Below are 25,283 nucleotides of genomic sequence, written 5' to 3' on the forward strand. Positions count from 1 at the left end.
GCCCGAGGAGCCGGAAGGTCAAACAAAATGGACGCGCCCGCATGACGCCGCACGCCGATCCCCGCCTGATCCTGCGCGAGGAGGAGCTCGATGGAGGCCTGGAGTTGATTCTCCTGGCCGAGGCGGCGCTGTGGGCGGCGGTCGACGGGGTGCTGGAGACCGAAGGGCCGGGCCTGGGGCGCTCGCACTGGCGCGCGGCCTTCCTGCTGCGCCGGCGTCCGGGCATCGGCGTGCAGGACCTTTCCAAGCTGACCAGCCTGTCGAAACAGGCCGCCAGCAAGACCTTGAGCGACCTGCAGAAGCTGGGCTTGGCCGAGAAGGCCGCCGGCGATCTGGACGCCCGCCGCCGGCCCGCCGTGCTGACCGAGGCCGGCAAGGCCTTCGAGGCCCGGGTCAGCGAGCGGTTGCGCGCGCTCTTGGGTCGTGCGTACCGCACGGGGGGGCTCGATGGCGTGCCCGGCGCGCGGCGGATCCTGGCGGCCCTGGCCGGTCCGCGCCAGGGCGTCGGCGTCAATCGGAGGGAGGCCCTGTGAGCCCCGAGGAAAGACGCGAGCGCCACCTGCTGGTGGTCGACGACGACGACCGCATCCGCGACCTGCTCAAGCAGTTCCTCAGCCGCGCCGGCTTCCGGGTCAGCGCCGCGGCCGACGCCGCCCATGCCGACCGGCTGGTGGCGGTGATGGACTTCGACCTGCTGGTGCTCGACGTGATGATGCCCGGCGAGGACGGGTTTTCGTTCACGAAACGCCTGCGGGCCAAGGGCGGCGAGATCGGCAAGGTGCCGATCCTGATGCTGACCGCCCGCGACCAGACCGGCGACCGCATCGAGGGCCTGACCCACGGCGCCGACGACTACCTGGCCAAGCCGTTCGAGCCGCAGGAACTGCTGCTGCGCATCGAGTCGATCCTGCGCCGGGCCGCGCCCAAGCCGATCGGCCCGCGCGAGATCGTCATGGGCGACTGCGCCTTCGCCCCCGATCGCGGCGAGCTGACCAGGGCCGGCGTCCCCGTGCGCCTGACCGAGGCCGAGGTCGCCCTGCTGCGCCGCCTGGCCCGCGCCCTGCACGAACCCGTCGACCGCCTGGAACTGGCCCGCGACACCGCCGACGCCACCGGCCGCGCGGTCGACGTCCAGGTCACCCGCCTGCGCCGCAAGATCGAGCCCGACCCCAAGAACCCCCGCTACCTGCAGACCGTGCGCGGGGTGGGCTATCGGCTGGCGCCGGATTGATGGGGACGCGTCAAGGAACCTCCCCCCCTGGGGGAGGCGGCCGTAGGCCGGTGGGGGGGCGTTTTCAGCCTCCGCAGCGCTTGGCCGATCTCGCAAGAACTCCCCCCACCGATCGCTGCGCGATCGCCTCCCCCATAGGGGGAGGTTCCTTGTTTACGACCCTCCCCCTGGAGGGGGAGGTGGCGCGAAGCGCCGGAGGGGGAAGTATCTGCGAGGTTGGGGAATTCACTCCCCCCTCCGTCGGCTGCGCCGCCACCTCCCCCTTCAGGGGGAGGATCTAGGTCATGCGCCTGCGCACCCGCCTGTTCATTCCGCGCCAGATCAAGCGCTGGCTGCCGACCTCGCTGTTCGGCCGGTCCCTGCTGATCATCGTCCTGCCCGTGGCCGTGATGCAGATCGCCGTCACCTGGGGGTTCTTCGACGCCCATTGGGAGACGGTGAACAGCCGCCTGTCCGAGGGCCTGGCCGGAGACATCGCCTGGGCCGTGGCCACCTATCAGGACGATCCCAGCCCCGCCGCCGTGGCCCGCATGGCCGATCGGGCCGAGCAGACCATGGACCTGTCGATCGCCCTGCTGAAGGGCCGCGAGCTGCCGACGGGCAAGCGGCCGGCCATGTTCGCCTCGCTCGACCGCTCGATGCAGCGGGCGCTGGAGGAGCGGCTGGACGAGCCCTTCTGGTTCGACGCCTCCAACCGCTACGCCGCCCACGTCGAGATCCGGGTGAAGGTGCGCGAAGGCACCCTGCGGATCTTCGCCCCGCGCGACCGCGCCTTCGCCACCCAGGGCCACATCTTCATCCTGTGGATGGTGGTGGCGACCATGCTGCTGACGGCGATCGCGATCCTGTTCATCCGCAACCAGGTGCGGGCCATCGAGCGCCTGGCCGACGCCGCCGACGCCTTCGGGCGCGGGGCCGAGCACGAGTTCAAGCCGCACGGCGCGCGCGAGGTGCGCCAGGCGGCCCAGGCCTTCCTGTCCATGAAGGCCCGCATCCAGCGCCACATCGAGCAGCGCACGGCCCTGCTGGCCAGCGTCAGCCACGACCTGCGCACCCCGCTCACCCGCCTGAAGCTGGAGATGGCCCTGGCCGAGCCCGGCCCGCAGGTCGAGGCCATCAAGCGCGATCTCTCCGAGATGGAGCACATGATCGACGAGTACCTGGCCTTCGCCCGGGGGGAGGGCGGCGAGGCCCTGCAGGCCGTCGAGCTGGCGCCGCTGATCGCCGGGGTCTGCGCCGGGGCCGAGCGCGGCGGGGCCAGAGTCGAGACGGTGCTGGAGCAGGGGCTGAGCGCCAACCTGCGCCCCAGCGCCTTCAAGCGGGCCCTGACCAACCTGGTGGACAACGCCGCCGCCCACGGCGAGGCCGTCCGCGTCACCCTGGAGCCGCGCCTGACCGGCGGGGTGCTGATCATGGTCGACGACGACGGCCCCGGCATCCCCGAGGACCGCTACGAAGAGGCCTTCAAGCCCTTCAACCGCCTCGACGAGTCGCGGAACCAGAACGAGAAGGGCGTCGGCCTGGGCCTGGCGCTCGCCCGCGACATGGCTCGCGGCCTCGGCGGCGACCTCGTCCTGGAGCGCTCGCCGATGGGCGGCCTGCGGGCGGTGATGCGGCTGCCGGGGTAGGGCGCGGACTTCCGGGGCCTCGCATGGTCCTTGCGCCATCGGGACCCTCTTCACCGAGCATCCCCGCGAAGGCGGGGACCCAAGCCGAATCCGCGGATCGCCCGCAGACGCGCCTCATCCTGAAAGTCAGCTTGGGTCCCCGCCTTCGCGGGGAAGGACGGATTGGGGAAGGGGGATCCGGCTGGGGGGCGCGACCGCTTCCGACGCAGCGGCGATGTAAGGATTACGGGCAATCCGTGAAATACACTCCATGATTGACTCATGGCGCGGCTTGTCGTTCGGATAACGCCGCTACGCGACGGAGTTGCGGTCATGAAAATCAAGGACATCCAGCAGCAGCTGGCGGCGCGCGGCTATACGCCCGGGCCGATCGACGGGGTGTGGGGACGGGCCACGGTGGCCGCCGTCCGCCGCTTCCAGCTCAAGCACGGGCTCGAGCCCGACGGGGTGGTCGGCCCCCTGACCCTGGCGGCCCTGTTCCAGGGCGCCCCGGCGGTCAACGCCCCGACGCCCCTGACCCTGGCCGATTTCGACGATCCGAGCCTGGTCTGGTTCCAGGAGGCCCGCCGGCTGATCGGCACCCGGGAGAAGCCCGGCCGGGGCGACAATCCCGAGATCATCGACTGGGCCTCCGACCAGGGCCTCAAGAGCATCTACACCGGCGACGACGTGCCCTGGTGCGGCCTCTTCGTCGGCCACTGCGTCTCGGCCACCCTCGACCGCGAGCCGACCCCGGCCGGCCTGCTGTCGGCCCGCGCCTGGGAGCGTTTCGGCATCCCCACCGCTCCGACGCCGGGCGCGGTGATGGTGTTCTGGCGCGACGGCCGTGGCAGCGGCAAGGGCCATGTCGGCTTCTACGCCGGCGAGGACGACGGGGCCTATCGCATCCTCGGCGGCAACCAGTCCGACAGCGTCTCCCTGGCCTGGCTGACCAAGGAACGCTTCGTCGCCGCCCGCTGGCCCGCCACCGTGCCGCCCCCCGTCGCCCGCGCGATCAAGGTGGCCCGCAACAGCAGCCTGTCGTGGAACGAGGCCTAGGGGGAGCGAGGCTTGAAGGAGAGGCTTAGGCAGGATCGACATTCACCGGCCTGAGCTCATTTTTCACCGAGCCTCCCCGCGAAGGCGGGGATCCAAGCTGAGGTTGCGGTCGATCCACGGCCGAGCCTCATCCTGAAATCCAGCTTGGATCCCGCCTTCGCGGGGATGCGCGGATTTGAGGGTCGCAAATAGCTGAATGTCGATCCGACCTAGGCCGCGACCAGCGGCTGGATCGCTTCCAGGTCGGCGCGGCGTTCGATCACCGTCCGCGACAGGTCGTGCTGGGCCTGCAGGTTCATCCAGAACCGCGCGTCCATGGAGAACACCCGCTCCAGCCGTAGGGCCGTGTCGGGGGTCACGGGCTGGGTCTCGCGGGTCAGGCGCTCGATCCGCGTGCGGTCCTTCAGCCCCATGGCCTTGGCCAGCGCGCCGGCCGTCAGGCCCATCGGCGCCATGAAGTCCTCGCGCAGAATCTCGCCGGGGTGCGGCAGCGGCGAGACGAAGTCGAGATCGAGGAAGGTGTCGCTCATCGCGGATCTCCGGTCGATCAGAGTGTAGCGTATTGCGCTACATCAAGCGAGCGGTTACCTGCACCCGGGCGTCTCTCAGAACCCCGCGCCGACCTTGCCCAGCTGCTCGGCCATCTGTTTCAGGCGCTTGTCGAGTTCGGCCATGGTGCGGTTCAGGGCGCCTTCGTCGTCGCGCCAGACCTGCAGGGTGCGGGCCCAGACGGCGGTCATGGCGGCCAGGCGCACCGGCGTGGCGTCGATGCTCGCCGCCTCGAGGATCGCCCGGGCGGTCTTGGGGAAGCGGGCGGCCGAGCGGGGCAGGCCTTCGGCCTTGGCGATGGCGATCAGGGCGTGGCGGTGCGGCTCCATGGCCTCGATGCGGGCCATGGCGGCGTCGAACAGGCGGTCGTGGGTTGCCGCGCCTTCACCGGCGTCGGCGTTCAGCGCCGCCTGGTCGAAGCGGCGCGACAGGTGGCTGAGCACCTTGGCCTTGCTGTCGGCCCGCGCATAGAGTTCGGCGAACGGCGCGCCGGCGGCGACGGCGATGTCGCGCAGGGCGATCTGCGGCCAGGGACGGTCGGCGGCCAGCGACAGGGCCGCGGCGGCCGCGCGGTCGAGCAGGTCTTCGGCGGGCGTGGTCATGATCAAAGAGATGGCCGCGTGAGGCGGGCATGGCAAGGGCGGGCCTTGCCCCGCGCGGCGCGGCGAGGGAAAGGAGCGGCCATGAGCCTTTCCCACTACCGCTGCGACTGGACCCACGACCACGCCGACGAGCCCGTCACCCTGTTCTACGAGGTCGACGAGGACGGCCGCGTGCTGCGCATGGTCGATGTCTTCCGCGACGGCCGCCGTGAGCGCGACAGCGTCGCGAACTATTTTGGCCCCGAGGCTGACAACCTCACCGACGGCGACTTCTACGAGAGCACCGAGAACCTGCGGGCCGGCTACGAGGCCGTCGAGGGCGACGAGCGGATGTCGCTGATCCAGATCGAGGCGGCCGCGTTCGAGGCCGCCTGGCGGCCGGACGCCTGAGGGGGTCTTTCTCAGCGCCCTTCCACCGTCATCCCGGAAAGCCCGCAGGGCTTATCCGGGACCCAGGGGACTGGGCACGGCGGCTGGTCTGGCCGCCATGAGCGTTGGCCGCCGCATTGCCGCCCGCCCCTGGGTCCCGGCTCTTCGCTTCGCGGAGTTTACCCTCGGGCGCGCCTCGCGCGACCCGGGGGGCCGGGATGACGGGCTTGGGGGGCTACCCCAGCAGCCACCGCAGCCCGCCGGCCGCGACGATGCCGATCGGCACCACGGCCAGCATCGGCAGGCGCAGGGCCGCGACGAAGGTGATCGCCAGGGCCAGCAGGTCGGCGGGGCGGGGCGAGACGAAGTGCGGGGCGATCACCGCGATCAGCACGCAGCCGGGCGCGGCCTCCATCACCGCCGTGGCGCGCGGCCCCAGCGTGCGGTTGCGCAGCACCAGATAGCCGCCGATCCGGGTCAGGTAGGTGACGCCGGCCATGGCCAGGATGGTCGCAAGGACGGGCAGGGAGATCATGCCGCCGCGCCTTCTTCTTCCGGCTGCTCGCCGCCGGCCCACAGCCAGGCGCTCAGCAGTCCCGCCAGGGCGCCGGCCGCCACGGTCCAGGCCCCCGGCGCCAGCAGGTGGCCGGTCGCGGCGACCGCCAGGCTGACCAGCCAGGGCCGGGCGGCCGAAAAGCTCTTCCACATGCCGCGCAGCAGCACGAGGAAGATCGCCGGAAAGGCCATGTCGAAGCCCAGGGTCTCGACGTTTCCCAGCACTGGCCCCACCATCGCGCCCAGGGCGGTGAAGGCGATCCAGGCCAGCCACATCGGCAGGGCCACGCCCATGTAGTGGGCCAGGCTGAAGGTCCCGCGCGCTTTCGCATCTGCCAGCGCCATCGCCCAGCTCTCGTCGCACATCAGGAACAGGGCCGGCAGCACCCGGCGCTTGGGGAGTTCCTTCAAAAAGGGCGTCAGCGCCGCGCCCATCAATAGGTGGCGGCTGTTGATCATCAGCGTCACGGCGGTGATCAGCAGCAGATGCGGCGGCGAGGTCCACAGGCCGATGGCCGCGAACTCCGAGCCGCCGGCGAAGTTGAGGCCCGTCATCAGCGGCGTCTCGGCGACGCTCAGCCCCTTCTGGGCGGCCTGGGCGCCCAGCACCAGGGCGAACGGTACGAAGCCGGCCGTCACCGGCAGCGAGGCGACGACGCCCCGCCGGAACTCGGGCCAGAGTTCAGAACGCAGTTCGGAGGGCCCGTCGCCAGGCATGGCGGCGGGAGCGCAGGTTTCGATTGTCATGGGCGACCGGGGGGAGGAGCGGTTGCGGGAAGGATTGGCAGCCTAGCGCAAACCTCGCGCAATCGGGTTGCGATCATGCTCTCATATGATCAATGATTGGCATCCAGGTGATGCTGATCGCCAAATGCTGGCAGCAGATTCCATGAAGCTCGACGACATCGACCGCCGCATCCTGCGCGAACTGCAGAAGGACGGCCGCATCCAGAACGCCGAGCTGGCCAAGCGCGTCGGCCTGTCGCCCTCGCCCTGCCTGCGGCGGGTGCGGATCCTCGAGGAGACGGGGATCATCGAGCGCTATGTGGCGGTGATCGACGCGGCCAAGGTGGGCCGGGGCCAGACCTTCTTCACCCGCATCTGGCTGAACTCGCAGAACGAGGACGCCGTCGAGCACTTCGTCGCCGAGATCGACAAGATGCCCGAGGTGGTCGAGTGCTACGTCATGCTCGGCGACTGCGACCTGCTGCTGCGGGTGGTCGCCGCCGACATCGCCGCCTATCGCCGCTTCCAGGCCGACCACCTGACCCGCATCCGCGGCGTGCTCAACGTCAAGACCGACATCCCGGCCCAGACCATGAAACAGACCTTCGCGGTGCCGCTGTAACTCACCTCTCCCGTCCCCGAGGTCGTCATCCCGGCCGAAGCGCGTAGCGCGTAGAGCCGGGACCCAGGGGCTAGCGACGTGACGGCGGCGGCTGAAGGCGTCAGCCAAACCGCGATGCGCCGGCCCCTGGGTCCCGGATAAGCCCTGCGGGCTTTCCGGGATGACGAGGTTTGGGGTGGGAGAAGGGGTAGCTACTCAGCCGCCTCCGCCAGCTCCGTAGCCGGACGATACTTGTCCAGCCAGTGCGCATAGGGCGCGGGCAGGGTTGCCCAGGTCGGGCGCGGAACGCCCAGTTCCTGGGCCAGCTCGTAGGCGTAGTGCGGATTGGCCAGGTGGGCGCGGCCGATCATCACCAGGTCCATCTGCTCCTCGGCGACCAGGCGCTCGGCCAGGCGCGGGGCGTCCAGGCCCCAGGACGAGGCCACCGGCAGGCCGGCCTCCTCGCGCACCCGCCGGGCGATCGGCCCCAGGAACGGCGTGCCCCACGGGATATTGGTGTTGGGAATGGTGAAGCCGACGCTGACGTTCAACAAGTCGAGGCCCCCGGCCTTCATCCGGCGGGTCAGGTCGATCGACTCGACCAGGGTCTCCTCGTCGTGGCCGTCATATTCCAGCACGCCGAAGCGGGCGGTAAGCGGCAGGTTTTCCGGCCACTCGGCGCGGACGGCCGCCAGGGTCTCTTCCATGAACCGGCCGCGCGCCTTGGCGTCACCACCGTACTGGTCGGTGCGGTGGTTGGAGTGACGCGAGAAGAAGCTCTGGGCCAGATAGCCGTGGGCGAAGTGCAGCTCCAGCCACTCGAAACCGGCCTCGCGGGCGCGGCGGGCGGCGGCGGCGAAGTCGGCCTTGACCCGCTCGATGTCGGCCAGGGTCATCTCGCGCGGAACCTTGGGCAGGCCCTGGCCATAGGCGATGGCCGACGGGGCGATCGTCTGCCAGCCGCGCGGATCGCCGCCCTCGATGTGATCATCGCCCTCCCACGGACGGTTGGCGCTGGCCTTGCGGCCGGCGTGGGCGATCTGGATGCCGGGCACGGCGCCCGCCGCCTTGATGGCCGCGGCGATCTTGGCGAGACCCTCGGCCTGCTCGTCGCTCCAGATGCCGGTGCAGCCGGGCGAGATGCGGCCCTCGGGCGACACCGCCGTCGCCTCGACGATCACCAGCCCCGCCCCGCCGCGCGCCAGGCCCGCATAGTGCGGCAGGTGCCAGTCGGTCGTGACGCCGTCCTCGGCGCTGTACTGGCACATCGGCGGGATGGCGATGCGGTTGCGAAGGGCGGCGTCCTTCAGGCGGAAGGGCGTGAACAGGGCGGACATGAAGGGCGTGCTCTTTCGGCGGGGAGGAAGGGCGCAGATGAGGGCGCGGGCGGGGCGGCTCAAGGGCGATGGTGGAAAAGCAGCTGTGCCTTGGGGGCACAGGTCTTCCCCTTTCCCCTTTCCCCTTCTCCCGTCATTCCCGCCCTTGTGGCGGGAACCCCTCTGTTAGCCGCAAGGGCGGGAGGGGCGGACCGCTAGCGGTCCGCCTGCGCTTCACGTGTCAGCGGAACCAGGGGTTCCCGCCACAAGGGCGGGAATGACGGGAAGAAAAGGGAGGGCGCTGAACTCCGCACCGCTTTCGCCAGGCCGTCCATCCACCGTCACACCGAAGTGCAGTTGTCTCGGCTGCTGAATTCCTACTCGGTCAATCCGCCTGATCGGGCGGGGTCCTACGACCGAGCGCACCATTCGGCTTCTTGCCAGGTGGCGGCCTCCGGCCCTCGTCGCGCCCCCAGATGAGTTGCACGAAATCAACCGGCGCGTTTTCCGGATTGGCGGCGTGCTGAGAAACAATCGCGCGGATGATACGCAGTCGTTCATATTCCAAATGCCAGCGACGGATAATGCGTGCGAGAATGCACAGCGTCGCGATTGCAGTTGCCAGGACGTGCAAAGGGCCTAAATCAGAGGTCATAAGCGCGTTCATCGCAGTTCCTCGGTTGGGCAACCGCGAAGTTGAAATTGCCCGTGTGGGCACAACGAGTGAGCTGAGCTCCAGTTCCATCACTTACTATTGTGTTGCCAGAATGCCGGCCCCAGCTCCAAGCTAGCTCAGCTTAGTTGTGCCTGACGCAGGCGGCATGTCCCCGCGTGAAGACGCAGGCTCCATGGCGAAGCTCATGGTTGGCTGGATCGCAGAACGAAAAAGGCGGCCTCCTCGCGGGGGCCGCCTTCCGATCTTTCCGGATGGGGAGGGGCGCTTTACGCCACCTTCACCCGGGCGGCGCTTTCCGGCAGGTCCTGGCCGAAGGCGCGCTGGTAGAACTCGGCGACGGTCGGGCGTTCCAGCTCGTCGCACTTGTTGAGGAAGGTCAGGCGGAAGGCCAGGCCGATGTCGCCGTCGAAGATCTCGGCGTTCTGGGCCCAGGTGATCACCGTGCGCGGGCTCATGACCGTCGAGATGTCGCCGTTCATGAAGGCGTTGCGGGTCATGTCGGCGACGCGGACCATGGCCGCCAGGGTGCGCTTGCCCTCGGCGTTGTCGTAGGACGGGTTCTTGGCCAGCACGATGGCCGCCTCGACGTCGTGCTCGAGGTAGTTCAGCGTGGTGACGATCGACCAGCGGTCCATCTGGCCTTGGTTGATCTGCTGGGTGCCGTGATAGAGCCCGGTAGTGTCGCCCAGACCGATCGTGTTCGTCGTCGAGAACAGACGGAAATACGGGTTGGCGCGGATCACCCGGTTCTGGTCGAGCAGGGTCAGCTTGCCGCCGGCCTCCAGCACGCGCTGGATGACGAACATCACGTCCGGACGGCCGGCGTCGTATTCGTCGAACACCAGGGCGATCGGGCGCTGCAGCGACCAGGGCAGGATCCCTTCGCGGAATTCGGTGACCTGCTTGCCGTCCTTCAGGACGATGGCGTCCTTGCCGACCAGATCGATCCGGCTGACGTGGCTGTCGAGGTTCACGCGCACCAGCGGCCAGTTCAGGCGCGCGGCGATCTGCTCGATGTGGGTCGACTTGCCGGTGCCGTGATAGCCCTGGACCATCACCCGGCGGTCCTTGGCGAAGCCCGCGCAGATGGCCTTGGTCGTCTGCGGATCGAAGCGGTAGGCGCTGTCGATCTCCGGCACGTGGCTGTCGCGATGGCTGAAGGCGGGAACCTTCATGTCGCTGTCCACGCCGAAGGCGTCGCGAAGCGTCACCCACTTGTCCGGGGCCAGGGTGATCAGGGGATCGGCGGCGTGGCTGTCGGTCAGTTCGGGCATGTTTTCCGATTAGCGCTTCGACCCCCGGGAGGGGAAGGGGGAAAAAGAACCCTTCTCCCCTTGCGGGAGAAGGTGTCGGCGATAGCCGACGGATGAGGGGTCTCTCAAACCCATCCGCTCCGCTTCTCCTCTCCCCGTTTCTCGGGGGAGGCGTAAACGCCGAACGCCGCGACGGCTTTGCAGCTGTCGCGGCGTCCAAGGTCGGTGCGACCCCTCACCCGACCCCCTGGCGGGGGCCACCCTCTCCCGCAAGGGGAGAGGGATCGGTGGAGGCCTTAGTGGTTGGCGATGATCACCGAGGCGATCAGGCCGGTGGCGACGGCGGCCAGGACGTACTGGTCGTTGACGCGCTGCCAGCGGTAGCCGCGCGGCGGCTGGCGCAGGCCGTGACGGCGGTAGTCCTTCACGTAGTAGCCGTCGCCGCGATAGTGGGCGTCCAGGCGCTGGCCCTTGGCCCAGCGGCGGGCTTCGCGGCGATCGTCGCGACGGTCGTCACGGCGTTCCTGGCGGGCCTGGTCCTTGCGGCCCTGCTCGTAGGCGCGCTGCTGCTGATAGCGGTCGTCGTGACGTGGCTGGGCCATGGCCGTACCCGACAGGGCGGTCCCGGCCAGCAGGGAGGCGGCGACGGCGGTAATGATGAGACGCTTCATGGCGTAGTCCTTTCGTTCGATGTCCCCACCTTAGACAGGTCGTTTTGGACTGGTGATGAACGGCGAAGATCAGGAACGGTTCATGTTTCATTCATGAAATATTGTAGCAATACCTGCGCTATTCGAGTTGCACCGATCGGCGATTTCGCGCGTTGAGGGCGCATGACCCTGAAGCTTCGCCTCAACCCCCGCCGCGACCTGCCCGTGCTGTTCAAGGCCGCCCGGCGCGAACTGGCCGCCACCGCCGCCCTGCTGGTGGCGGGCCTGGGCCTGCTGGCTTTCCTGAACATCGCCGACGAGGTGGTCGAGGGCGACACCCGCCGGCTCGACCTGCAGGTCCTGCAGTCCTTGCGCCTGCCCGGCCAGCCGCACCAGCTGATCGGCCCCGAATGGCTGCACACCGCCGCCGCCGACGTCACCGCCCTGGGCTCGGTGACCGTGCTGACCCTGCTGGTGATCCTGGCCCTGGCGGTCCTGGCCAGCCTGCGCCGCTGGGCCGAGGCGCTGGTGGTGCTGGTCGGGGCGGCCGGCGGGGTGGCGATCAGCCAGGGCCTCAAGCACCTGTTCCTGCGCGAGCGGCCCGACCTCGTCTACCGCGCCGTCGAGGCGGCCAATCCGAGCTTCCCCTCCGGCCACGCCATGCTGTCGGCGGTGGTGTTCCTGACCCTCGGGGCGCTGGCCGCGCGGTTTTCGCTGAAACGCCGGCTGAAGGCCCTGGCGCTCGGGGCGGCGGTGTTCTTCTCGGTGCTGGTGGGCCTCAGCCGGATCTATCTCGGCGTCCACTGGGCCAGCGACGTCCTGGCCGGCTGGTGCGTCGGCGCCGCCTGGGCCATGGCCTGCTGGCTGGCCGCGTGGGGGTGGTCCAGGTTCTTTCCTTCTCCCCTTGCGGGAGAAGGTGGCGGCGAAGCCGACGGATGAGGGGTCGAAAGACCTCTCCGCAACCTTCTGAGAGACCCCTCACCCGACCCCCGCCTTCGCGGGGGCCACCCTCTCCCGCAAGGGGAGAGGGAACAGGTTACGCCGCCGCCACGGCCCCGGTCTTGCGCCGCATGCGCCAGAAGCGGATCGTCCGCAGGGCGCTCTCGCGGGGCAGGGCGGCGTAGAGTTCGCCGTACGCCTTGGCCTTGCCCATCACCTCGTCCGACGGATCCAGGATCAGCAGGGCGAAGGTCAGGAACAGGGCGCGGTCGAAGTCGGCCGCCTTGCAGACCACGGCCAGGCCGTCGAGCTCCTTGCGCTCGAGGATCTTGCGGGCGGTGTGGAAGTCGATGTCGGCCATGTCCGACAGGGCGCCGAGGAACAGGGTGGTCTGCTTGGCGCGCAGCATGCCGGCCAGGGCCTGGGGCGTGACGCCGCCGCGGGCCTTGATCTTGGCGAACTCGGCCATGGCCGCGTCGTAGTCGGCCGGCAGGGCGCCGTCGCGGGTGGCCAGGCGGTTGCGGCCGGCGGCCAGGGCCGCTTCCAGCACCGCCGGGTCCAGCGCCTCGTTGCGGGCCATGATCCGGTCGCGCAGCCGGGCCTCGGCCACGAAGTACATCTCGTTGAGCAGGTCGACCGGCAGACTCTGGCGGTCGATCACCGCCTCGTGCAGGGCCGGATTGGCCTGGGCGCGGTCGACCACGGTCTCGTGCGCCGCGCGCGACAGTTCCGCGCCCTCGTTGCGGATCAGCACGCCCAGGGTGTCGTCGTCGCCGCGCGCCACGATGGCGTCGGAGACGGCGCTCGACACGCGGGCCCGGCTGGAGATCGCCCGCAGGTGCTCCTGGCCCTGCGTCTGGGCCACGTGCAGCAGGTCGGCGTCCGACAGCGTCGCGGCGCCCGACAGGATCGGGCTGGCGACGGCGATGCTGTCGCTGATCAGGTTGCGGGTCAGGGCCGGCGGCGGGCTGGCGGACTGGCCCAGGCGCTCGGCCAGCTCGACCCGGACGGCCTCCTCCATCTCGCCGGCCAGCTGGCCCATGACCTGGTCGAACAGGCCCATCTCGACGGCCCCGTGGTCGTCGGCGGTGAAGAACAGGTCGGTCACCCCGCGCAGCAGGTCGCGGCGGCGGGCGCTGGACGGCTCGTCGGCGAGGGCGATCAGGTCGTGCAGCCGCGATTGCAGCATCAGAGGTCGCTCTCCTCGGCGGTCTTTTTCTTCTTGGTCGGCGCGTCGCGGCCGGCCTCCTGGGCGGCCTCCGCCAGCCACGCGGCCGAGCCGTGGTCGGCCTCGCCATCATCGGCGGGCGCGGTGGCGACGGCGGCCGGGTCGACGGCCATCAGCACGGTGTTGGGCGGGCCGGGGGCCTCGATGCGGTCGGGCGTCAGGCCGAACATCCGCCCGACCGAATAGGTGCGCGGGGCCAGGCCGTCCGGGGCGCGGGCGTTGGCGGCGTAGGTGGTGGTCTGGGCCTGCGGCAGTGGCGTCTGGGCGGGCGGACCGCCGGCCAGCTCGCGCGGCGCGGCGGGGGCGATCGGGGCCGAGGCCACGGGCGGCGAATAGAGGCTGGTCGGCAGGGCGCCCTGCTGGGGCGCTTGCTGGACGGCCTGCGGAACGGGCGGGGCGTAGACCGGCGCGGGAACGGTCCGCTGCGGGACGGGCGCGGCGTTGGCGTAGCCGGCCCAGGCGGCGACCGGAGCCGGACGGCCGTTGGCGCGGGGGTCCTGGGCGTCGGGCGCCGGAGCGGCGGCCTTGCCGGCCCAGCTCAGGGTCGGACCGGTGTAGTCGGCGCGGGCGGCGGTCTCCACGCGCTGGCTGCGCGGCCCGTAGCGGCTTTCACGCGCGTCCTCTGCGCGCGCCGGAAGGGCGACGCTGGCGAGCAGCAGCAGGGACAGAACGAGGCGCATGCCGGTCCGGACGTGGGTATTGCAGTCTGCAACCCTTAGCCGACGCCGCTTAATCGCCGCCTAACGGCGAGGCTCCAGCGTCGGGCGTGCGACATTTTGGGTGGAGCGGTCCGGCGCCTCTTCCTCCGCCGCCATCCCTTTATGTCCCGTCATTCCCGCCCTTGTGGCGGGAAGCCTTGGTTCCGCTCGCAGGTGAAGCGCCAGCGACGTGCTGAGCACGTCGCCACTACCGCTCTTGCGGCTGACATAGGGCTTCCCGCCACAAGGGCGGGAATGACGGGAGTTATAGGTGGGGGAAGGGAGCGCTCTACCGCCCCCGCCACCACGCCAGCAGCCGCCGCTCGGCCACCGCCAGGGCCGCGTGCAGAGCAACGCCCAGCAGGGCCAGCACCGCCAGGGCCGCGAAGCCGCGCGCGGTCTGCAGGCGGTTGAAGCTTTCCAGCATCCGCCAGGCCAGGCCCTGGCTCGAGCCCGAGCCGGCCACGAACTCGGCCGCCACCGCGCCCACCAGGGCCAGGCCCGCCGCCACCTTGAGCCCCTCCAGGATCGCCGGCAGGGCCGAGGGCAGGCGCAGTCTCAGCAGCCGCTGCCAGGCGCTCGCGCCATAGAGGTCGAACAGCCGCGACAGGTCCGGATCGGCCGCCTTCAGGCCCGCCACGGCGCCCGAATAGATCGGGAAGAAGGCGATCACGGCGGCCAGCGCCGTCACCGCCCGGCCCGGATGGTCGATACCGGCCCAGATCGTCACCAGCGGCGCGATGGCGATCACCGGCGTCACCTGCAGGATGGCGGCCACGGGGCGGAACGCGTCCTCGACCACCGGCCGCAGGGCCGCGGCGAACGCGAGAGCAAGAGCGACGAGGGCGGCCAGCACGAGGCCAGCCAGCGCGGTGGAAAGCGTGCCCCAGGCGCTCAGCGCCAGCAGGGGACCGGCCTCGACCAGGGCCTTGGCGATCTCCGACGGGGCCGGCAGCAGGTAGGCCGGCACGTGCAGGAGGCGGCAGGCGCCTTCCCAGGCGGCCAGCAGGAAGGCGATGAACAGGACGGGGGCGAGGAGGCGGGTCATGGCGCGGACCCCCTCCGGCCCTCCGGGCCACCTCCCCCAGAGGGGGAGGATCCGGAGACGCCGGCGTCAAGATGCTCCCCCTCTGGGGGAGCTGTCGGCGAAGCCGACTGAGGGGGCCGCGCGAGCAGCGCGGAAACCGCCTCCACCGTCTCGCGAAACTGAGCGGTCGTCCGAAACCCCGCCGGCCTTGCCAGCGGTCCCTCGACCACGACCTCGCCCGCCACCACCCCCGGACCGCGCGTCAGCACCACCACGCGGCCGGCCATGTAGACGGCCTCCTCGACATTGTGGGTGACGAACACCACGGCCGGCGACAGGTCGGCGCACAGGGCCAGCACGTCGTCGGCCAGGGCGCGGCGGGTGATCTCGTCCAGGGCCGCGAACGGCTCGTCCAGCAGCAGCAGGCGCGGCCGGGTGACCAGCGCCCGGGCCAGCGAAGCCCGCATGGCCATGCCGCCCGACAGCTGGGCCGGCCGGGCGTCCTGCGCCCCGTCGAGGCCGACCTGCGCCAGGGCCTCGCGCGCTCTGCTCCGCGCCTCCCGCGCCGGAACGCCCGCCAGCTCCAGCGGCAGGGCCACATTGGCCGCCGCGCTCATCCACGGCGCCAGGGTCGGGGCCTGGAACACCACCGAGGTCTCGCCCTTGCCGGCCGCCCGGGCGACGCTCCCCCGCGTCGGGTTTTCAAGCCCCGCCAGCAACCGCAACGCGGTCGACTTCCCACACCCCGACGGCCCCACCAGCGCCACCACCTCGCCGGCGGAAAGCGCCAGGTCGACCGGCCCGAGGGCGCGACCGCGCGGGTAGTCGACTTCGACGGCTGAAAGAGAGGCGATCACGCTCACTTCTCCTCCCCCTCGATGGGGGAAGGGCAGGGGTGGGGGTGACTACGGCGGTCGATGGAAATCACGCCGCGTCCGGTCTGGCCGCCGCGCCACCCCCATCCCCGACCCTTCCCCCATCGAGGGGGAAGGGAGTCGCTCCGAGCCCCGCACATCACTTCGGCAGGAAGCCCAGGCTGTAGGCCTTCTTGTAGTCCAGGCCCTTGTCGTAGACCCCCTGGTCGGCCGCCACCTGGAAGAACTCGGCCCAGCGGGCGTCGGTCATGGCGCCGATCCCGTCCTTGGGCACGATGCCGTAGCTGCGCATCTTGTCCCGGGCCTGGTCGAGCAGGTCCTGGGTCATTTCGGGGTTGTCCTTGAGGATCAAGGCGTCACCCGGCTTGGCGTCGCCGTAGAGATAGCTCTTCCAGCCCGCCGCCAGGGCGTCGCTGATCGCCTGCACCTGGGCGGGCTTGGCCTGGATCATCGCGTCGCTCACCAGGGCGAAGCTGGCGTAGGCCGGGTAGCCGTCGTCGGCCAGCAGGAACACCGCCGGCTTTTCCCCGCCGGCCTTCTCGATCAGATAGGGCTCCGACGTCGCATAACCCTGCTGGATCAGGCTTTTGTCGGCCAGGAACGGGGCGACCGAGTAGTTGTACTTGCGCACCTGGGCGTCGGTGAAGCCGTGCTTGGCCTTCAGCCACACCCAGAAGGCCGTCACCGAGGCGTCCGACAGCAGGATCGGCTTGCCCTTCATGTCGGCGATGCTGGCGACGCCCGCTCCCGGATGGGCGATCAGCACCTGCGGATCCTTGTCCATGTAGGCGGCGACGGCTTTGACCGGCACGTTCTCCTTGGCCAGGTTCAGCACGATGAAGCTGTTGGAGCCGACGCCGATGTCCACCGCCCCGGTGGCCAAGAGCTGCGGCACGTTCACCCCCGGCCCGCCCTGGACGATGCTGACGTCCAGCCCGCGCTTGGTGAACTCCCCCGTCGCCACGGCCTGGTAGTAGCCGCCCAGCTCCGCCTGCGCCCGCCAGTCGGTGGCCAGCTTCAGCTTGGTCAGGCCGGGCGCGGCGTCCTTCCTGGCGGGCGAACAGGCGGCGGCGAGCGCGGCGAGGCCGGCTGCGGTCACGGCGCGGCGCGAAAAGGTCATGGCGGATCCCCCGGTACGATGCGGCGCGGAGGTTAGCGGGGGCTGTCCCGCAGGCAAAGCCTTTCAAAACGCCCCGTCATTCCCGCCCTTGTGGCGGGAACCCCTCTGTCAGCCGCAAGGGCAGGAGTGGCGACGTGCTCAGCACGTCGCTTGCGTCTCACGTGTCAGCGGTACCAGGGTTTCCCGCCACAAGGGCGGGAATGACGGGAGGAAAAGGGAGACGCCGTTGCGTGAAGCCTCGCCGCCGCCCGCCCCGCTCTAATCCCCCGCCTCCAGCCAGCGCCCGATCTTGGCGTACAGCACCTCGCGCTGCACGGGCTTGGCGATGTGGTCGACCATGCCGGCGGCGAAGCAGCGTTCCACCTGCTGGGGCAGGGCGTCGGCGCTCATGGCGATGATCGGGACCTTGCCTGCCGCGCCTTCCAGGCCGCGGATGGCCCGGGTGGCGGCCAGGCCGTCCATTTCGGGCATGTGGATGTCCATCAGGATGATGTCGAAATGGCCGCGCGCCGCCGCCGCCAGGGCCTGGCGGCCGTTCTCGGCGGTCTCGACATGGCAGCCGGCCAGGCGCAGCAAACCAACCCCGATCTCGCGGTTCATCGGATGGTCGTCGACCAGCAGGATCCGCGCCGCCCGGGGATCGCGGGCGGCCTCGGGCGGCGGCGCGGCCAGGGGCTCGGCCTCGGCGGCCGGCAGTTCGAACCAGAAGCACGAGCCGTGCCCCGGCGCGCTGTCGGCCCCGATCCGCCCGCCCATCAGCTCGACCAGCGACTTGCTGATCGCCAGCCCCAGCCCCGCGCCGCCGTAGGCCCGGGTCGCGCCGCTGTCGAGCTGCACGAACCGCTGGAAGAGGCGCGCCTGGTCCTCGATCGGCACGCCCACCCCGGTGTCGATCACCTCGAAGCGCAGGCGGTCCTCGACCTCGCCGGGCTCGATGACCAGCCGGGCGACGATCTTGCCGCGCTCGGTGAACTTCACGGCGTTGTTGAGCAGGTTCAGCAGCACCTGGCGCAGGCGCAGGGCGTCCAGGTCGTGCAGGCCCTCGACCGGATCGACGACGTCGATCTCGACGCTGAGGTTCTTGCCCTCGGCCTCCGACTGCACGATGCCGACCGCGTCGTGCAGCACCGCGCTGGCCGAGGCCGGCTGCAGCAGCAGCTCGACCTGGCCGGAATCCACCCGCGAGACGTCGAGGATGTCGCTGACCACGGTCAGCAGGGCCGCGCCGGCGGTGTCGATCATGCCCACCTGCCGCTGGGCGTCGGCCGGCAGGTCCTCGCGCCCGGCCAGCAGCTGGGCGAAGCCGAGGATGGAGTTCAGCGGCGTGCGGATCTCGTGGCTCATCGTGGCCAGGAACTCGGTCTTGGCCTCGGCGGCGGCCAGCGCCCGGGCCCGGGCCGAGCGGGTCAGCTGCTCGCGCCGCACCAGCAGGCGCCGCAGCCGCTCCTGCTGGGCCAAGGCCAGGCCCGCCGCCAGGGCGGTGACGAACACCACAGTGACGAAGCACTGGATCAGCCGGGTCATCTGCGGCGGGTTCCACGGCGCCAGCAGGTGGCCCTGCCAGATGTTCCACACCCCCAGCGGCAGGGAGACGACGGCGATGGTCAGGGCCGCCTCGGCCGCCCCGCGCGGACCCAGCCGGAAGGCGCACAGGATGGCGGCGGGGAACAGCACGAAAGGCAGGGGCGCGCGGGTGTCGTGGAACACCGCCGCCGTCAGCACCGCCATCAGCAGGAAGAGGCCCGCCCGTTCGCCGGCCGAGCGGTGGAAGGTGCGCCGGTGCTCGGAATCGATCAGCACCAGCACCGCCGGCACGATCAGCGCCATGCCCAGCGCCCCGCTGACGAACCAGTCGCGCCACACCCCCAGGAACGGCTGGCGCTCCAGCAGGCTCAGCAGCCCGGCGGCGACCCCGGCCGTGACCGCCACCACCGGGGCGATCACCGTCACCAGCAGGGCCAGCTGGCGCATGGTCCGCACCCTGGGCGGCCCGCCGAACGCCCGCCGCACGGCCTCGCGCGCGCCCCAGGCCTCGGCCAGGTTGACGAGGGTGAAGATCAGGGCCCGCTCCGGCGCGTCGCCCAGGGCCAGGCAGATGGCGATATGGGCGACCCCGACCACCCCCGTCAGGATCAGCCGCCGGGGCGGCCCCAGGGCCATCAGGCCGACGGCCAGCAGGGCGGTGCAGGGCCACAGGGCGGCGACGCCGTTGGGGCCGCGGGTCAGGGCGTCGCTGAACAGCTGGGTCGCGACGAAGGCGAGCGCCAGCACGACCAGCAGCGTCGTCTGTCGCCCCGTTTCCTGTAAGGCGGCGCTTCGCGTCATCCCGTTCCCGTTCCCCCGGACGGAAAACTTACGCCGAACGGCGGTTTCAGTTTCGGCAGCAATGCATTCTGTGACGCTATGCCGCAATCCATTTCAGTAGCGTCGACTACCCGACGGAGGGGTGGCGAGGCGCCGAAAGCGCCGCGCTGGAGTGGGGGCGCGCCCAGCCGGCCAGCTGGGCAGGGTGCTGCGGGTATGCCATCAAGGATTGACTATTGTGAGATGCAATCGCCAAGATTGAGGTACGAAAATCGGCTCGGGGGAGGCGATGACCAGCAAGGCGAACAAGCAGGCGCCCGCGGGGGGCGGCAAGGCCGAGCAGGTGCCTCAGAGCCAGATCCCGCGTCACGAAATTTTCGGCTGGCGCGACTTTCACGACCGCGTCGATCCATTCCTGGACGGGCGGTTTCTGTTTCGGGGACTCAGCAACGCGCGCTGGACCCTCAAGCCGTCCGTCGGGCGTCTCATCGAACGGCCGGGAGACTTGCCCGAGCGAACCTTCTTCGAGAGTTTCAAGCGCGCCTCCGTGCCCCTGCTTTCCGGTCGACCGGCCAGCGATTGGCAATGGCTGGCTCTGGCGCAACACTATGGCACGCCGACCCGTCTGCTGGATTGGTCCGAGACGCCCCTGGTCGCGCTCTACTTCGCGGTCTGGGAGAACGACGAACTGGACGGCGTGGTCCACGTCGTCCCCCGTCCGCCAGACAGGCCGCTGGACGCCTCCGTTGGTCCTTTTGAAGTAACCGAGACGGTCTTCTTCTACCCCGAGCACGTGTCGCCCCGCATCGTGGCCCAGCGGGGCTTGTTTACGGTCCATCCGGATCCCACACAGGTCTATTCGCCCGAGGGCGGCGAGCAGATCATCATCAATAAAGCGGCGAAGCCGGAGCTTCGGCGGAAGCTCGACGCGGTGGGCTTCCACCATGCATTCATCGAGGCCGACCTCGACGGTCTCTCGCGGCGTATCAGGGCGCTGCATCAATTCGAGCAAATCGTGTCGCTCGATCCGACGGCGCCGCTAGGCGATGCGTCTCAAGTGAAGCTCTCCGCCGAACTGAAGCCCAAAGGAAAGCGTAATCCCCTGGACCCCCAGAAGGGCCAATGGGGCGGCTCTTCTCAGGTTGGGCCTTGGCGGCTGAGCGCAACCGTCGAAGAAGCCAGGCCCAACTGGTTCGAGATCGTCCTGGAGGTGTCGTCGGTGAAGGCGAACTCCGTGCTCAAGGGCGACGTCGTCTTCCATCTGCATGATACATTCGACGAGCCGGTTCTGCGCGTCAGAGCACGCGGCGGTAAGGCGACCATTCCGCTCGGAGCGGTGGGGGCTTTCACGGTTGGCGCCGTCGTGACGAGTGACGGCACGGAGCTGGAACTCGATCTCGCCGAACTCGAGTCGGCGCCCATGACGTTCAGATTGAGGTGAGAGGGCCTGACCCGTCCCGCCCTTAAGCCGCCGCCGTCTCCCGGCCGATCCACTGGTTCAACGCCGTGATCAGCGCATCCCGCTGGATCGGCTTGGCGACGTGGTCGACCATGCCGGCCTGGCGGCAGCGTTCGATCTGGTGGGGCATGACGTCGGCCGAGAGGGCGATGATCGGGACGCGGGCGGCGGGGCCGTCGAGGGCCTTGATGGCGCGGGCGGCGGCCAGGCCGTCCATGCGCGGCATGTGGATGTCCATCAGTATGACGTCGAAGCCGCCGTCGGCGGCGATGCGCACGGCTTCGTCGCCGTCCTCGGCGGTCTGCACCGCGCAGCCGGCCAGGGTCAGCATGGCCGCGCCCAGTTCGCGGTTCATCGGATGGTCGTCGACCAGCAGCACCCGGGCGGCGGCCTCCTGCTCGACCCGGGCGGCGTCGGCGGCGCGCGCGGCGACGGCGGGGACGGTGAACCAGAAGGTCGCGCCCTGGCCCAGGGCGCTGTCGATGCCGATCTCGCCGCCCATGCGGGTGACCAGGGTCTTGCTGATCGCCAGGCCCAGGCCCGCCCCGCCGAACGCCCGGCTGATCGAGCCGTCGGCCTGGCTGAACCGCTGGAAGAGCCGGTCCTGCACCTCGGGCGCGATGCCGATGCCGGTGTCGGCGATGGTGAAGCGCAGGCGCTCGGCGCCGTCGGCGCCGCGCTCCAGAGCGACCGTGGCCCGCACCCCGCCGCTGGCGGTGAACTTCACGGCGTTGTTGAGCAGGTTCAGCAGCACCTGGCGCAGGCGGGCCGGATCCAGGGCGTAGTCGCCGGCCCCGTCCAGCTCGGCCTCGACCGACAGCGACAGGCCCTTGGACTGGGCCGACAGGGCGATGATCGAGGCGGCGTCGGCCAGCAGGGCGGCGGGGTCCACGGCCTCGGGCCTAAGCTCCACGCGGCCGGCCTCCAGCCGCGAGAAGTCCAGAATGTCGTCGACGATGGTGGCCAGCGAGCCGCCGGCCTGGGCGATCAGTTCGAGCTTGCGGCGGCCGGCGGGGGAGAGGCCGTCCTCGGTTTCCGCCAGCAGGCCCGCGAAGCCCAGCACGCTGTTCAGCGGGGTGCGGATCTCGTGGCTCATGGTCGCCAGGAAGTCGGTGCGGGCGCGGCCGGCGGCCTGGGCGCGGGCCCGGGCGGCGCGGGCGGCGGCGCTGCGGCGGGCCATCAGGGTCTTCAGCCGCGCCTCCTTGTAGAGCGACAGGGCCGCGGCCAGCGAGGTGAAGAACACCGTGGTCACGAAGGCCTGCACCATGCGGATGCGGTCGACCTCGTCCCAGCGCGGGGCGATCCGCGCCACGCCTTCGCTGCCGATGGTCAGGGGGGCGGTGACGGCGATGATCACCACGGCGCTCCAGGCGGCGCCCCGCGGGCCCAGCTGGAAGGCCGCCAGCATGGCCGCGGGAAAGATCAGGAACGGCATCGGCGTGCGGGTCTTCAGGAAGGCGAAGGCGGTGACCGCCGCCACCAGGCCGTACAGCGCCAGCCGCACCGGCAGCGGCCGGCGGAAGGCCAGGTCCGGCGTGCGGTCCAGGATGATCAGGGCGGCGGGCAGGGTGATGATCATGCCCATGCCGTTGGCCGAGGCCCAGCCGGCGAAGAAGCTGGCCAGGTTCGCCCCGACCAGCGGCGCGGTCAGGCTGGCCCCCACGGCCGCGGCGGTCAGGGTGATGGGCAGGATGGCCGCCACCAGCACCAGGGCGTGGCGGACGCTGCGGATCGAGGCCCGGGGGCCGCGCAGGCGGCGGATGACGACCACCGCGCCCAGGGTCTCGGCCATGTCGCAGGCGGCGTAGATGACGATGACCAGCCACGGGTCGCCGGCCAGGTGGTGGACCACGGCGTTGGTGGCCAGGGCTAGGCCCAGCATGATCCGCCGCTGCACCGGCCCCAGGTGCAGCAGGGCCGCCGCCAGTATGGCGTTCATCGGCCACAGCGAGGGCATGCCGTTGGAGTCGCGGGTCAGGAGGTCGCTGAACGCGAACGAGATCACGAACGCCGCGGCGAGTCCGGCCAGCCGCAGCCACGGCGCGGCGGCGCTCTCACGTCCTGGTTCGACTGTTGCGTCCAAGGCCCCGTATTCCCCCTCCGGCCGCGCGGGCGGCCGGGTATCCCCATCGATCACGCCGAACCGGAAAAAGGGTTAAGGCAGAACGCTTTTTCCGTATGCGGCCAAGTTCTGCGACGTTCCGTCGCGCTCCGGTTGCTCCGGCGCCCAACGCTCGCCCTCGCGGGCCGCTTTCGGCCCCTCGGCCAGGGCGCGCGACACGGCGGCCATCAGCTCCTCGCGGCGGATCGGCTTGGGCACGTGGCCGTCCATGCCGGCGGCGCGGCAGCGGGCCACCTGCTCGGGCAGGACGTCGGCGCTCAGCGCCAGGATCGGGGTGGCGGCGGCCGGTCCGTCGAAGGCGCGGATGGCGCGGGCGGCGGCCAGGCCGTCCATGCCCGGCATGTGCACGTCCATCAGGATCAGGTCGAAGCCGCCGCTGCGGGCGGCCTCCACGGCCTGGAAGCCGTCCTCGGCGGTGAACACCTGGCAGCCGGCCAGGGTCAGCAAGGCGTCGCCCAACTCGCGGTTCATCGGGTGGTCGTCGACCAGCAGCACGCGGGCGGCGGCCGGGGCGGGCAGGGCCTCGTCCACGGTCTCGGCGGCGGCGGCCGGCTCGGCGGTCAGGGCGATGTGGAAGGCCGCGCCGGCCCCAAGCGCGCTCTCCACCCAGATCGTCCCGCCCATCTGGCCGACCAGCGCCTTGCTGATCGCCAGGCCCAGGCCCGTGCCGCCATAGGCGCGGCTGATCGAGCTGTCGGCCTGGCTGAAACGCTGGAACAGGCGCGCCTGCACCTGCGGGGCGATGCCGATGCCGGTGTCGGTCACCGAAAACCGCAGGGCGCCGGTCTCGGGCCCCACCACCAGCCGGGCGGCGACCTGGCCCTGGGTCGTGAACTTCACGGCGTTGTTGAGCAGGTTCAGCAGCACCTGGCGCAGGCGGGTCTCGTCGAGGGCGAACAGCGCCTCGGGATCCTGCTCGTCCAGCGCCTCCACCGAGACGGTGACGGCCAGGCCCTTTGCCTGCGCCTCGGGGGCGATGATGGCGGCGGCGTCGCGCAGCAGGGCGGCGGGCGAGGTGGGCTCCAGCGCCAGTTCCAGGCGGCCGGCCTCGACCTTGGCGAAGTCCAGCAGGTCGCCGACGATCTCGGCCAGCGAGCGGCCGGCGCGGCCGACCAGATCCAGGCGCCGGCGGTTCTCGGGCGACAGGGCGGCGTCGTCGGCCACCAGGCCGGTGAAGCCGAGGATGCTGTTGAGCGGGGTGCGGATCTCGTGGCTGATCGTGGCCAGGAACTCCGACTTGGCGGCGTTGGCGGCCTGGGCGCGGGCCTGCGCGGCGCGGGCGGCGGCCTGGCGGCGCACCAGCAGGGCCGAAAGCCGCGCCTGGCGGCTGAGGGCCAGGGCGGCGGCCATGCTCACCGCATAGAGCACGACGTGGAATAGCAGCAGGTGGCGCATCGGCTCGGCGGCGGCCTTGGCGTCCAGCCCGACGATCGACAGCACCGCCGGAATGGCCGTGGCCAGGGCGATCATCACCGACAGGGCCGCCGCGCGCGGACCGCCTCGGAAGGCGGCCAGCACCACCGGCGCGAACACCAGCACCCGCAGCTGCGGCGGGCCGGTGAACACCAGCCAGGATATGACGCCGATCGCCGCCAGGCCGAAGGTCGGCTCCAGCCAGCCGCGCACCGGGAAGGCCTCGGCGTGGCGGCGGTCCATCAGGATCAGTATGGTCGGCAGGGCCACGGCCACGCCCAGCACGTTGCTGGTGGTCCAGCCGCTCCAGCCGGTCCAGAAGCCGCCGCCCTCGGCCAGCGAGGCCAGGCCGTTGACGCCGATCGAGGTCACGGCCGTGAACACCGCCGACACCAGGGTCAGCACCAGCAGGCCGCGCATCCCCCGCACCCGTCCGGGCAGGCGCAGCAGCCGCAGGGCCACGGCGGTGGCGGTGATCTGCACGGCGTCCAGCGCTGTCACCGCCACGGCGAAGGCCGACGACTTGCTGGTCAGCAGGCTGAGCACGAGGTGCAGCAGGGTGCAAACCACCAGCAGCCCGACGCCCCGGCGGCGGTCCAGCACCAGCAGCCCGGCGATCAGCACGGCGTTGGCCGTCCAGATGGTGGCGATTTCCTGGGCGGCGCCGGTCAGGAACAGGCTGTAGGCCATCGACGCCAGATAGGCGATCGTCAGCCCCACGGGCCGGCGCCAGCGGCGCAGAGCCCATCGGCGCGCATCGGCGCGATCGATCGCGATGTCGAGGCGGTCGGTCCCCACGATATTCCCCAGCGCGCCCGGGGCCGAAGAGGGGGCCAGGGGCGCGGTCTGGCCGTACAATGCGGACGAAACGTCGGTTTTTGGTTAAGTGCGCCGACGCGGGGGA

General features: G+C 70.8%; 23 protein-coding genes and 3 pseudogenes. 10 read left to right on the forward strand and 16 right to left on the reverse strand.

Annotated elements, in window-relative coordinates; all coding sequences use genetic code 11:
• The first annotated feature begins 41 nt into the window (after positions 1-41).
• From AC2YHT_RS14355 to AC2YHT_RS14370, 4 genes are all read left to right on the forward strand, one after another.
• On the forward strand, positions 42-533 hold the full coding sequence (locus tag AC2YHT_RS14355; protein WP_058349175.1) for a MarR family winged helix-turn-helix transcriptional regulator: 492 nt from the start codon (positions 42-44) through the stop codon (positions 531-533).
• On the forward strand, positions 530-1,231 hold the full coding sequence (locus AC2YHT_RS14360) for a response regulator (protein ID WP_110120606.1): 702 nt from the start codon (positions 530-532) through the stop codon (positions 1,229-1,231). Before AC2YHT_RS14355 ends, AC2YHT_RS14360 begins: the two co-directional genes overlap by 4 nt.
• Positions 1,232-1,515: 284 nt before the next feature.
• The gene (locus AC2YHT_RS14365) at positions 1,516-2,859 is read left to right on the forward strand and encodes an ATP-binding protein (protein ID WP_487290464.1); all 1,344 of its coding nucleotides are present in this window, start codon (positions 1,516-1,518) and stop codon (positions 2,857-2,859) included.
• A 312-nt stretch (positions 2,860-3,171) separates the two neighbouring features.
• On the forward strand, positions 3,172-3,897 hold the full coding sequence (locus tag AC2YHT_RS14370) for an NlpC/P60 family protein (protein ID WP_487290465.1): 726 nt from the start codon (positions 3,172-3,174) through the stop codon (positions 3,895-3,897).
• A 209-nt stretch (positions 3,898-4,106) separates the two neighbouring features.
• Here the strand turns inward: AC2YHT_RS14370 and AC2YHT_RS14375 are convergent, their stop codons facing one another.
• Together AC2YHT_RS14375 and AC2YHT_RS14380 are read right to left on the reverse strand one after the other, a co-directional pair.
• Positions 4,107-4,427 (reverse strand): HigA family addiction module antitoxin, encoded by a 321-nt coding sequence (locus AC2YHT_RS14375; protein WP_110120603.1) that lies wholly within the window; start codon positions 4,425-4,427, stop codon positions 4,107-4,109.
• Between the two features lie 75 nt (positions 4,428-4,502).
• Positions 4,503-5,048: a TetR family transcriptional regulator gene (locus AC2YHT_RS14380; protein ID WP_487290466.1), complete on the reverse strand. Its 546-nt coding sequence runs from the start codon at positions 5,046-5,048 to the stop codon at positions 4,503-4,505.
• Positions 5,049-5,129: 81 nt separating this feature from the next.
• On the opposite strand from AC2YHT_RS14380, the gene AC2YHT_RS14385 reads away from it, so the two are divergent.
• Positions 5,130-5,438 carry a DUF6881 domain-containing protein gene (locus tag AC2YHT_RS14385; protein WP_487290467.1) on the forward strand — a complete coding sequence of 103 codons (309 nt, stop codon included), beginning with the start codon at positions 5,130-5,132 and terminating at the stop codon, positions 5,436-5,438.
• Positions 5,439-5,652: 214 nt separating this feature from the next.
• Here the strand turns inward: AC2YHT_RS14385 and AC2YHT_RS14390 are convergent, their stop codons facing one another.
• Positions 5,653-5,952, reverse strand: coding sequence for an AzlD family protein (locus tag AC2YHT_RS14390; RefSeq protein ID WP_487290468.1), 300 nt, complete (start codon positions 5,950-5,952; stop codon positions 5,653-5,655).
• A complete protein-coding gene (locus AC2YHT_RS14395) occupies positions 5,949-6,719 on the reverse strand; it encodes an AzlC family ABC transporter permease (RefSeq protein ID WP_487290469.1) in 771 nt (256 codons plus the stop codon). Before AC2YHT_RS14395 ends, AC2YHT_RS14390 begins: the two co-directional genes overlap by 4 nt.
• 142 nt (positions 6,720-6,861) lie before the next feature.
• On the opposite strand from AC2YHT_RS14395, the gene AC2YHT_RS14400 reads away from it, so the two are divergent.
• Together AC2YHT_RS14400 and AC2YHT_RS14405 are read left to right on the forward strand one after the other, a co-directional pair.
• Positions 6,862-7,320, forward strand: coding sequence for an Lrp/AsnC family transcriptional regulator (locus AC2YHT_RS14400; RefSeq protein WP_487290470.1), 459 nt, complete (start codon positions 6,862-6,864; stop codon positions 7,318-7,320).
• Positions 7,321-7,374: 54 nt separating this feature from the next.
• Positions 7,375-7,461 (forward strand): annotated as a pseudogene (locus AC2YHT_RS14405) (hypothetical protein); the annotation flags it as partial.
• A 50-nt stretch (positions 7,462-7,511) separates the two neighbouring features.
• Here AC2YHT_RS14405 and AC2YHT_RS14410 read toward each other — a convergent pair.
• Entirely contained in the window at positions 7,512-8,636 is a 1,125-nt protein-coding gene (locus AC2YHT_RS14410; protein WP_487290471.1) for an NADH:flavin oxidoreductase/NADH oxidase, read from the reverse strand.
• 85 nt (positions 8,637-8,721) lie between these two features.
• On the opposite strand from AC2YHT_RS14410, the pseudogene AC2YHT_RS14415 reads away from it, so the two are divergent.
• Positions 8,722-8,901: pseudogene (locus AC2YHT_RS14415) on the forward strand (hypothetical protein); the annotation flags it as partial.
• A gap of 99 nt (positions 8,902-9,000) precedes the next feature.
• Here the strand turns inward: AC2YHT_RS14415 and AC2YHT_RS14420 are convergent.
• The 3 genes from AC2YHT_RS14420 to AC2YHT_RS14430 all read right to left on the reverse strand — a co-directional run bounded on the left by AC2YHT_RS14420 (position 9,001) and on the right by AC2YHT_RS14430 (position 11,215).
• Positions 9,001-9,282: a hypothetical protein gene (locus AC2YHT_RS14420; protein ID WP_487290472.1), complete on the reverse strand. Its 282-nt coding sequence runs from the start codon at positions 9,280-9,282 to the stop codon at positions 9,001-9,003.
• Positions 9,283-9,557: 275 nt separating this feature from the next.
• Entirely contained in the window at positions 9,558-10,565 is a 1,008-nt protein-coding gene (cobS, locus tag AC2YHT_RS14425; RefSeq protein WP_487290473.1) for a cobaltochelatase subunit CobS, read from the reverse strand.
• A gap of 275 nt (positions 10,566-10,840) precedes the next feature.
• On the reverse strand, positions 10,841-11,215 hold the full coding sequence (locus tag AC2YHT_RS14430; protein WP_487290474.1) for an RcnB family protein: 375 nt from the start codon (positions 11,213-11,215) through the stop codon (positions 10,841-10,843).
• Positions 11,216-11,377: 162 nt separating this feature from the next.
• On the opposite strand from AC2YHT_RS14430, the gene AC2YHT_RS14435 reads away from it, so the two are divergent.
• Complete coding sequence (locus tag AC2YHT_RS14435; RefSeq protein ID WP_487290475.1) at positions 11,378-12,133, forward strand: phosphatase PAP2 family protein; 756 nt, start codon at positions 11,378-11,380, stop codon at positions 12,131-12,133.
• A 97-nt stretch (positions 12,134-12,230) separates the two neighbouring features.
• Here AC2YHT_RS14435 and AC2YHT_RS14440 read toward each other — a convergent pair whose 3' ends face one another.
• From AC2YHT_RS14440 to AC2YHT_RS14465, 6 genes and pseudogenes are all read right to left on the reverse strand, one after another.
• The gene (locus AC2YHT_RS14440; RefSeq protein ID WP_487290476.1) at positions 12,231-13,322 is read right to left on the reverse strand and encodes a DUF2336 domain-containing protein; all 1,092 of its coding nucleotides are present in this window, start codon (positions 13,320-13,322) and stop codon (positions 12,231-12,233) included.
• Positions 13,322-14,041, reverse strand: a complete 720-nt coding sequence (locus AC2YHT_RS14445; RefSeq protein ID WP_487290477.1) for a hypothetical protein — start codon at positions 14,039-14,041, stop codon at positions 13,322-13,324. Before AC2YHT_RS14445 ends, AC2YHT_RS14440 begins: the two co-directional genes overlap by 1 nt.
• Before the next feature lie 307 nt (positions 14,042-14,348).
• Entirely contained in the window at positions 14,349-15,107 is a 759-nt protein-coding gene (locus AC2YHT_RS14450; protein ID WP_487290478.1) for an ABC transporter permease, read from the reverse strand.
• Between the two features lie 98 nt (positions 15,108-15,205).
• Positions 15,206-15,949, reverse strand: a pseudogene (locus AC2YHT_RS14455) (ABC transporter ATP-binding protein); the annotation flags it as partial.
• 151 nt (positions 15,950-16,100) lie between these two features.
• Positions 16,101-17,081, reverse strand: coding sequence for an ABC transporter substrate-binding protein (locus tag AC2YHT_RS14460; protein ID WP_487290479.1), 981 nt, complete (start codon positions 17,079-17,081; stop codon positions 16,101-16,103).
• A gap of 258 nt (positions 17,082-17,339) precedes the next feature.
• Positions 17,340-19,406 (reverse strand): ATP-binding protein, encoded by a 2,067-nt coding sequence (locus AC2YHT_RS14465; RefSeq protein ID WP_487290480.1) that lies wholly within the window; start codon positions 19,404-19,406, stop codon positions 17,340-17,342.
• Between the two features lie 268 nt (positions 19,407-19,674).
• Between AC2YHT_RS14465 and AC2YHT_RS14470 the strand changes: the two genes are divergently transcribed.
• Positions 19,675-20,826: an FRG domain-containing protein gene (locus tag AC2YHT_RS14470; protein ID WP_487290481.1), complete on the forward strand. Its 1,152-nt coding sequence runs from the start codon at positions 19,675-19,677 to the stop codon at positions 20,824-20,826.
• Between the two features lie 22 nt (positions 20,827-20,848).
• Here the strand turns inward: AC2YHT_RS14470 and AC2YHT_RS14475 are convergent, their stop codons facing one another.
• Both AC2YHT_RS14475 and AC2YHT_RS14480 read right to left on the reverse strand, forming a co-directional pair.
• The gene (locus AC2YHT_RS14475; protein ID WP_487290482.1) at positions 20,849-22,927 is read right to left on the reverse strand and encodes an ATP-binding protein; all 2,079 of its coding nucleotides are present in this window, start codon (positions 22,925-22,927) and stop codon (positions 20,849-20,851) included.
• 72 nt (positions 22,928-22,999) lie between these two features.
• Entirely contained in the window at positions 23,000-25,177 is a 2,178-nt protein-coding gene (locus AC2YHT_RS14480; protein WP_487290483.1) for an ATP-binding protein, read from the reverse strand.
• Positions 25,178-25,283 lie beyond the last annotated feature (106 nt).

It is taken from the genome of Caulobacter sp. SRI_008 (genome assembly GCF_057586355.1).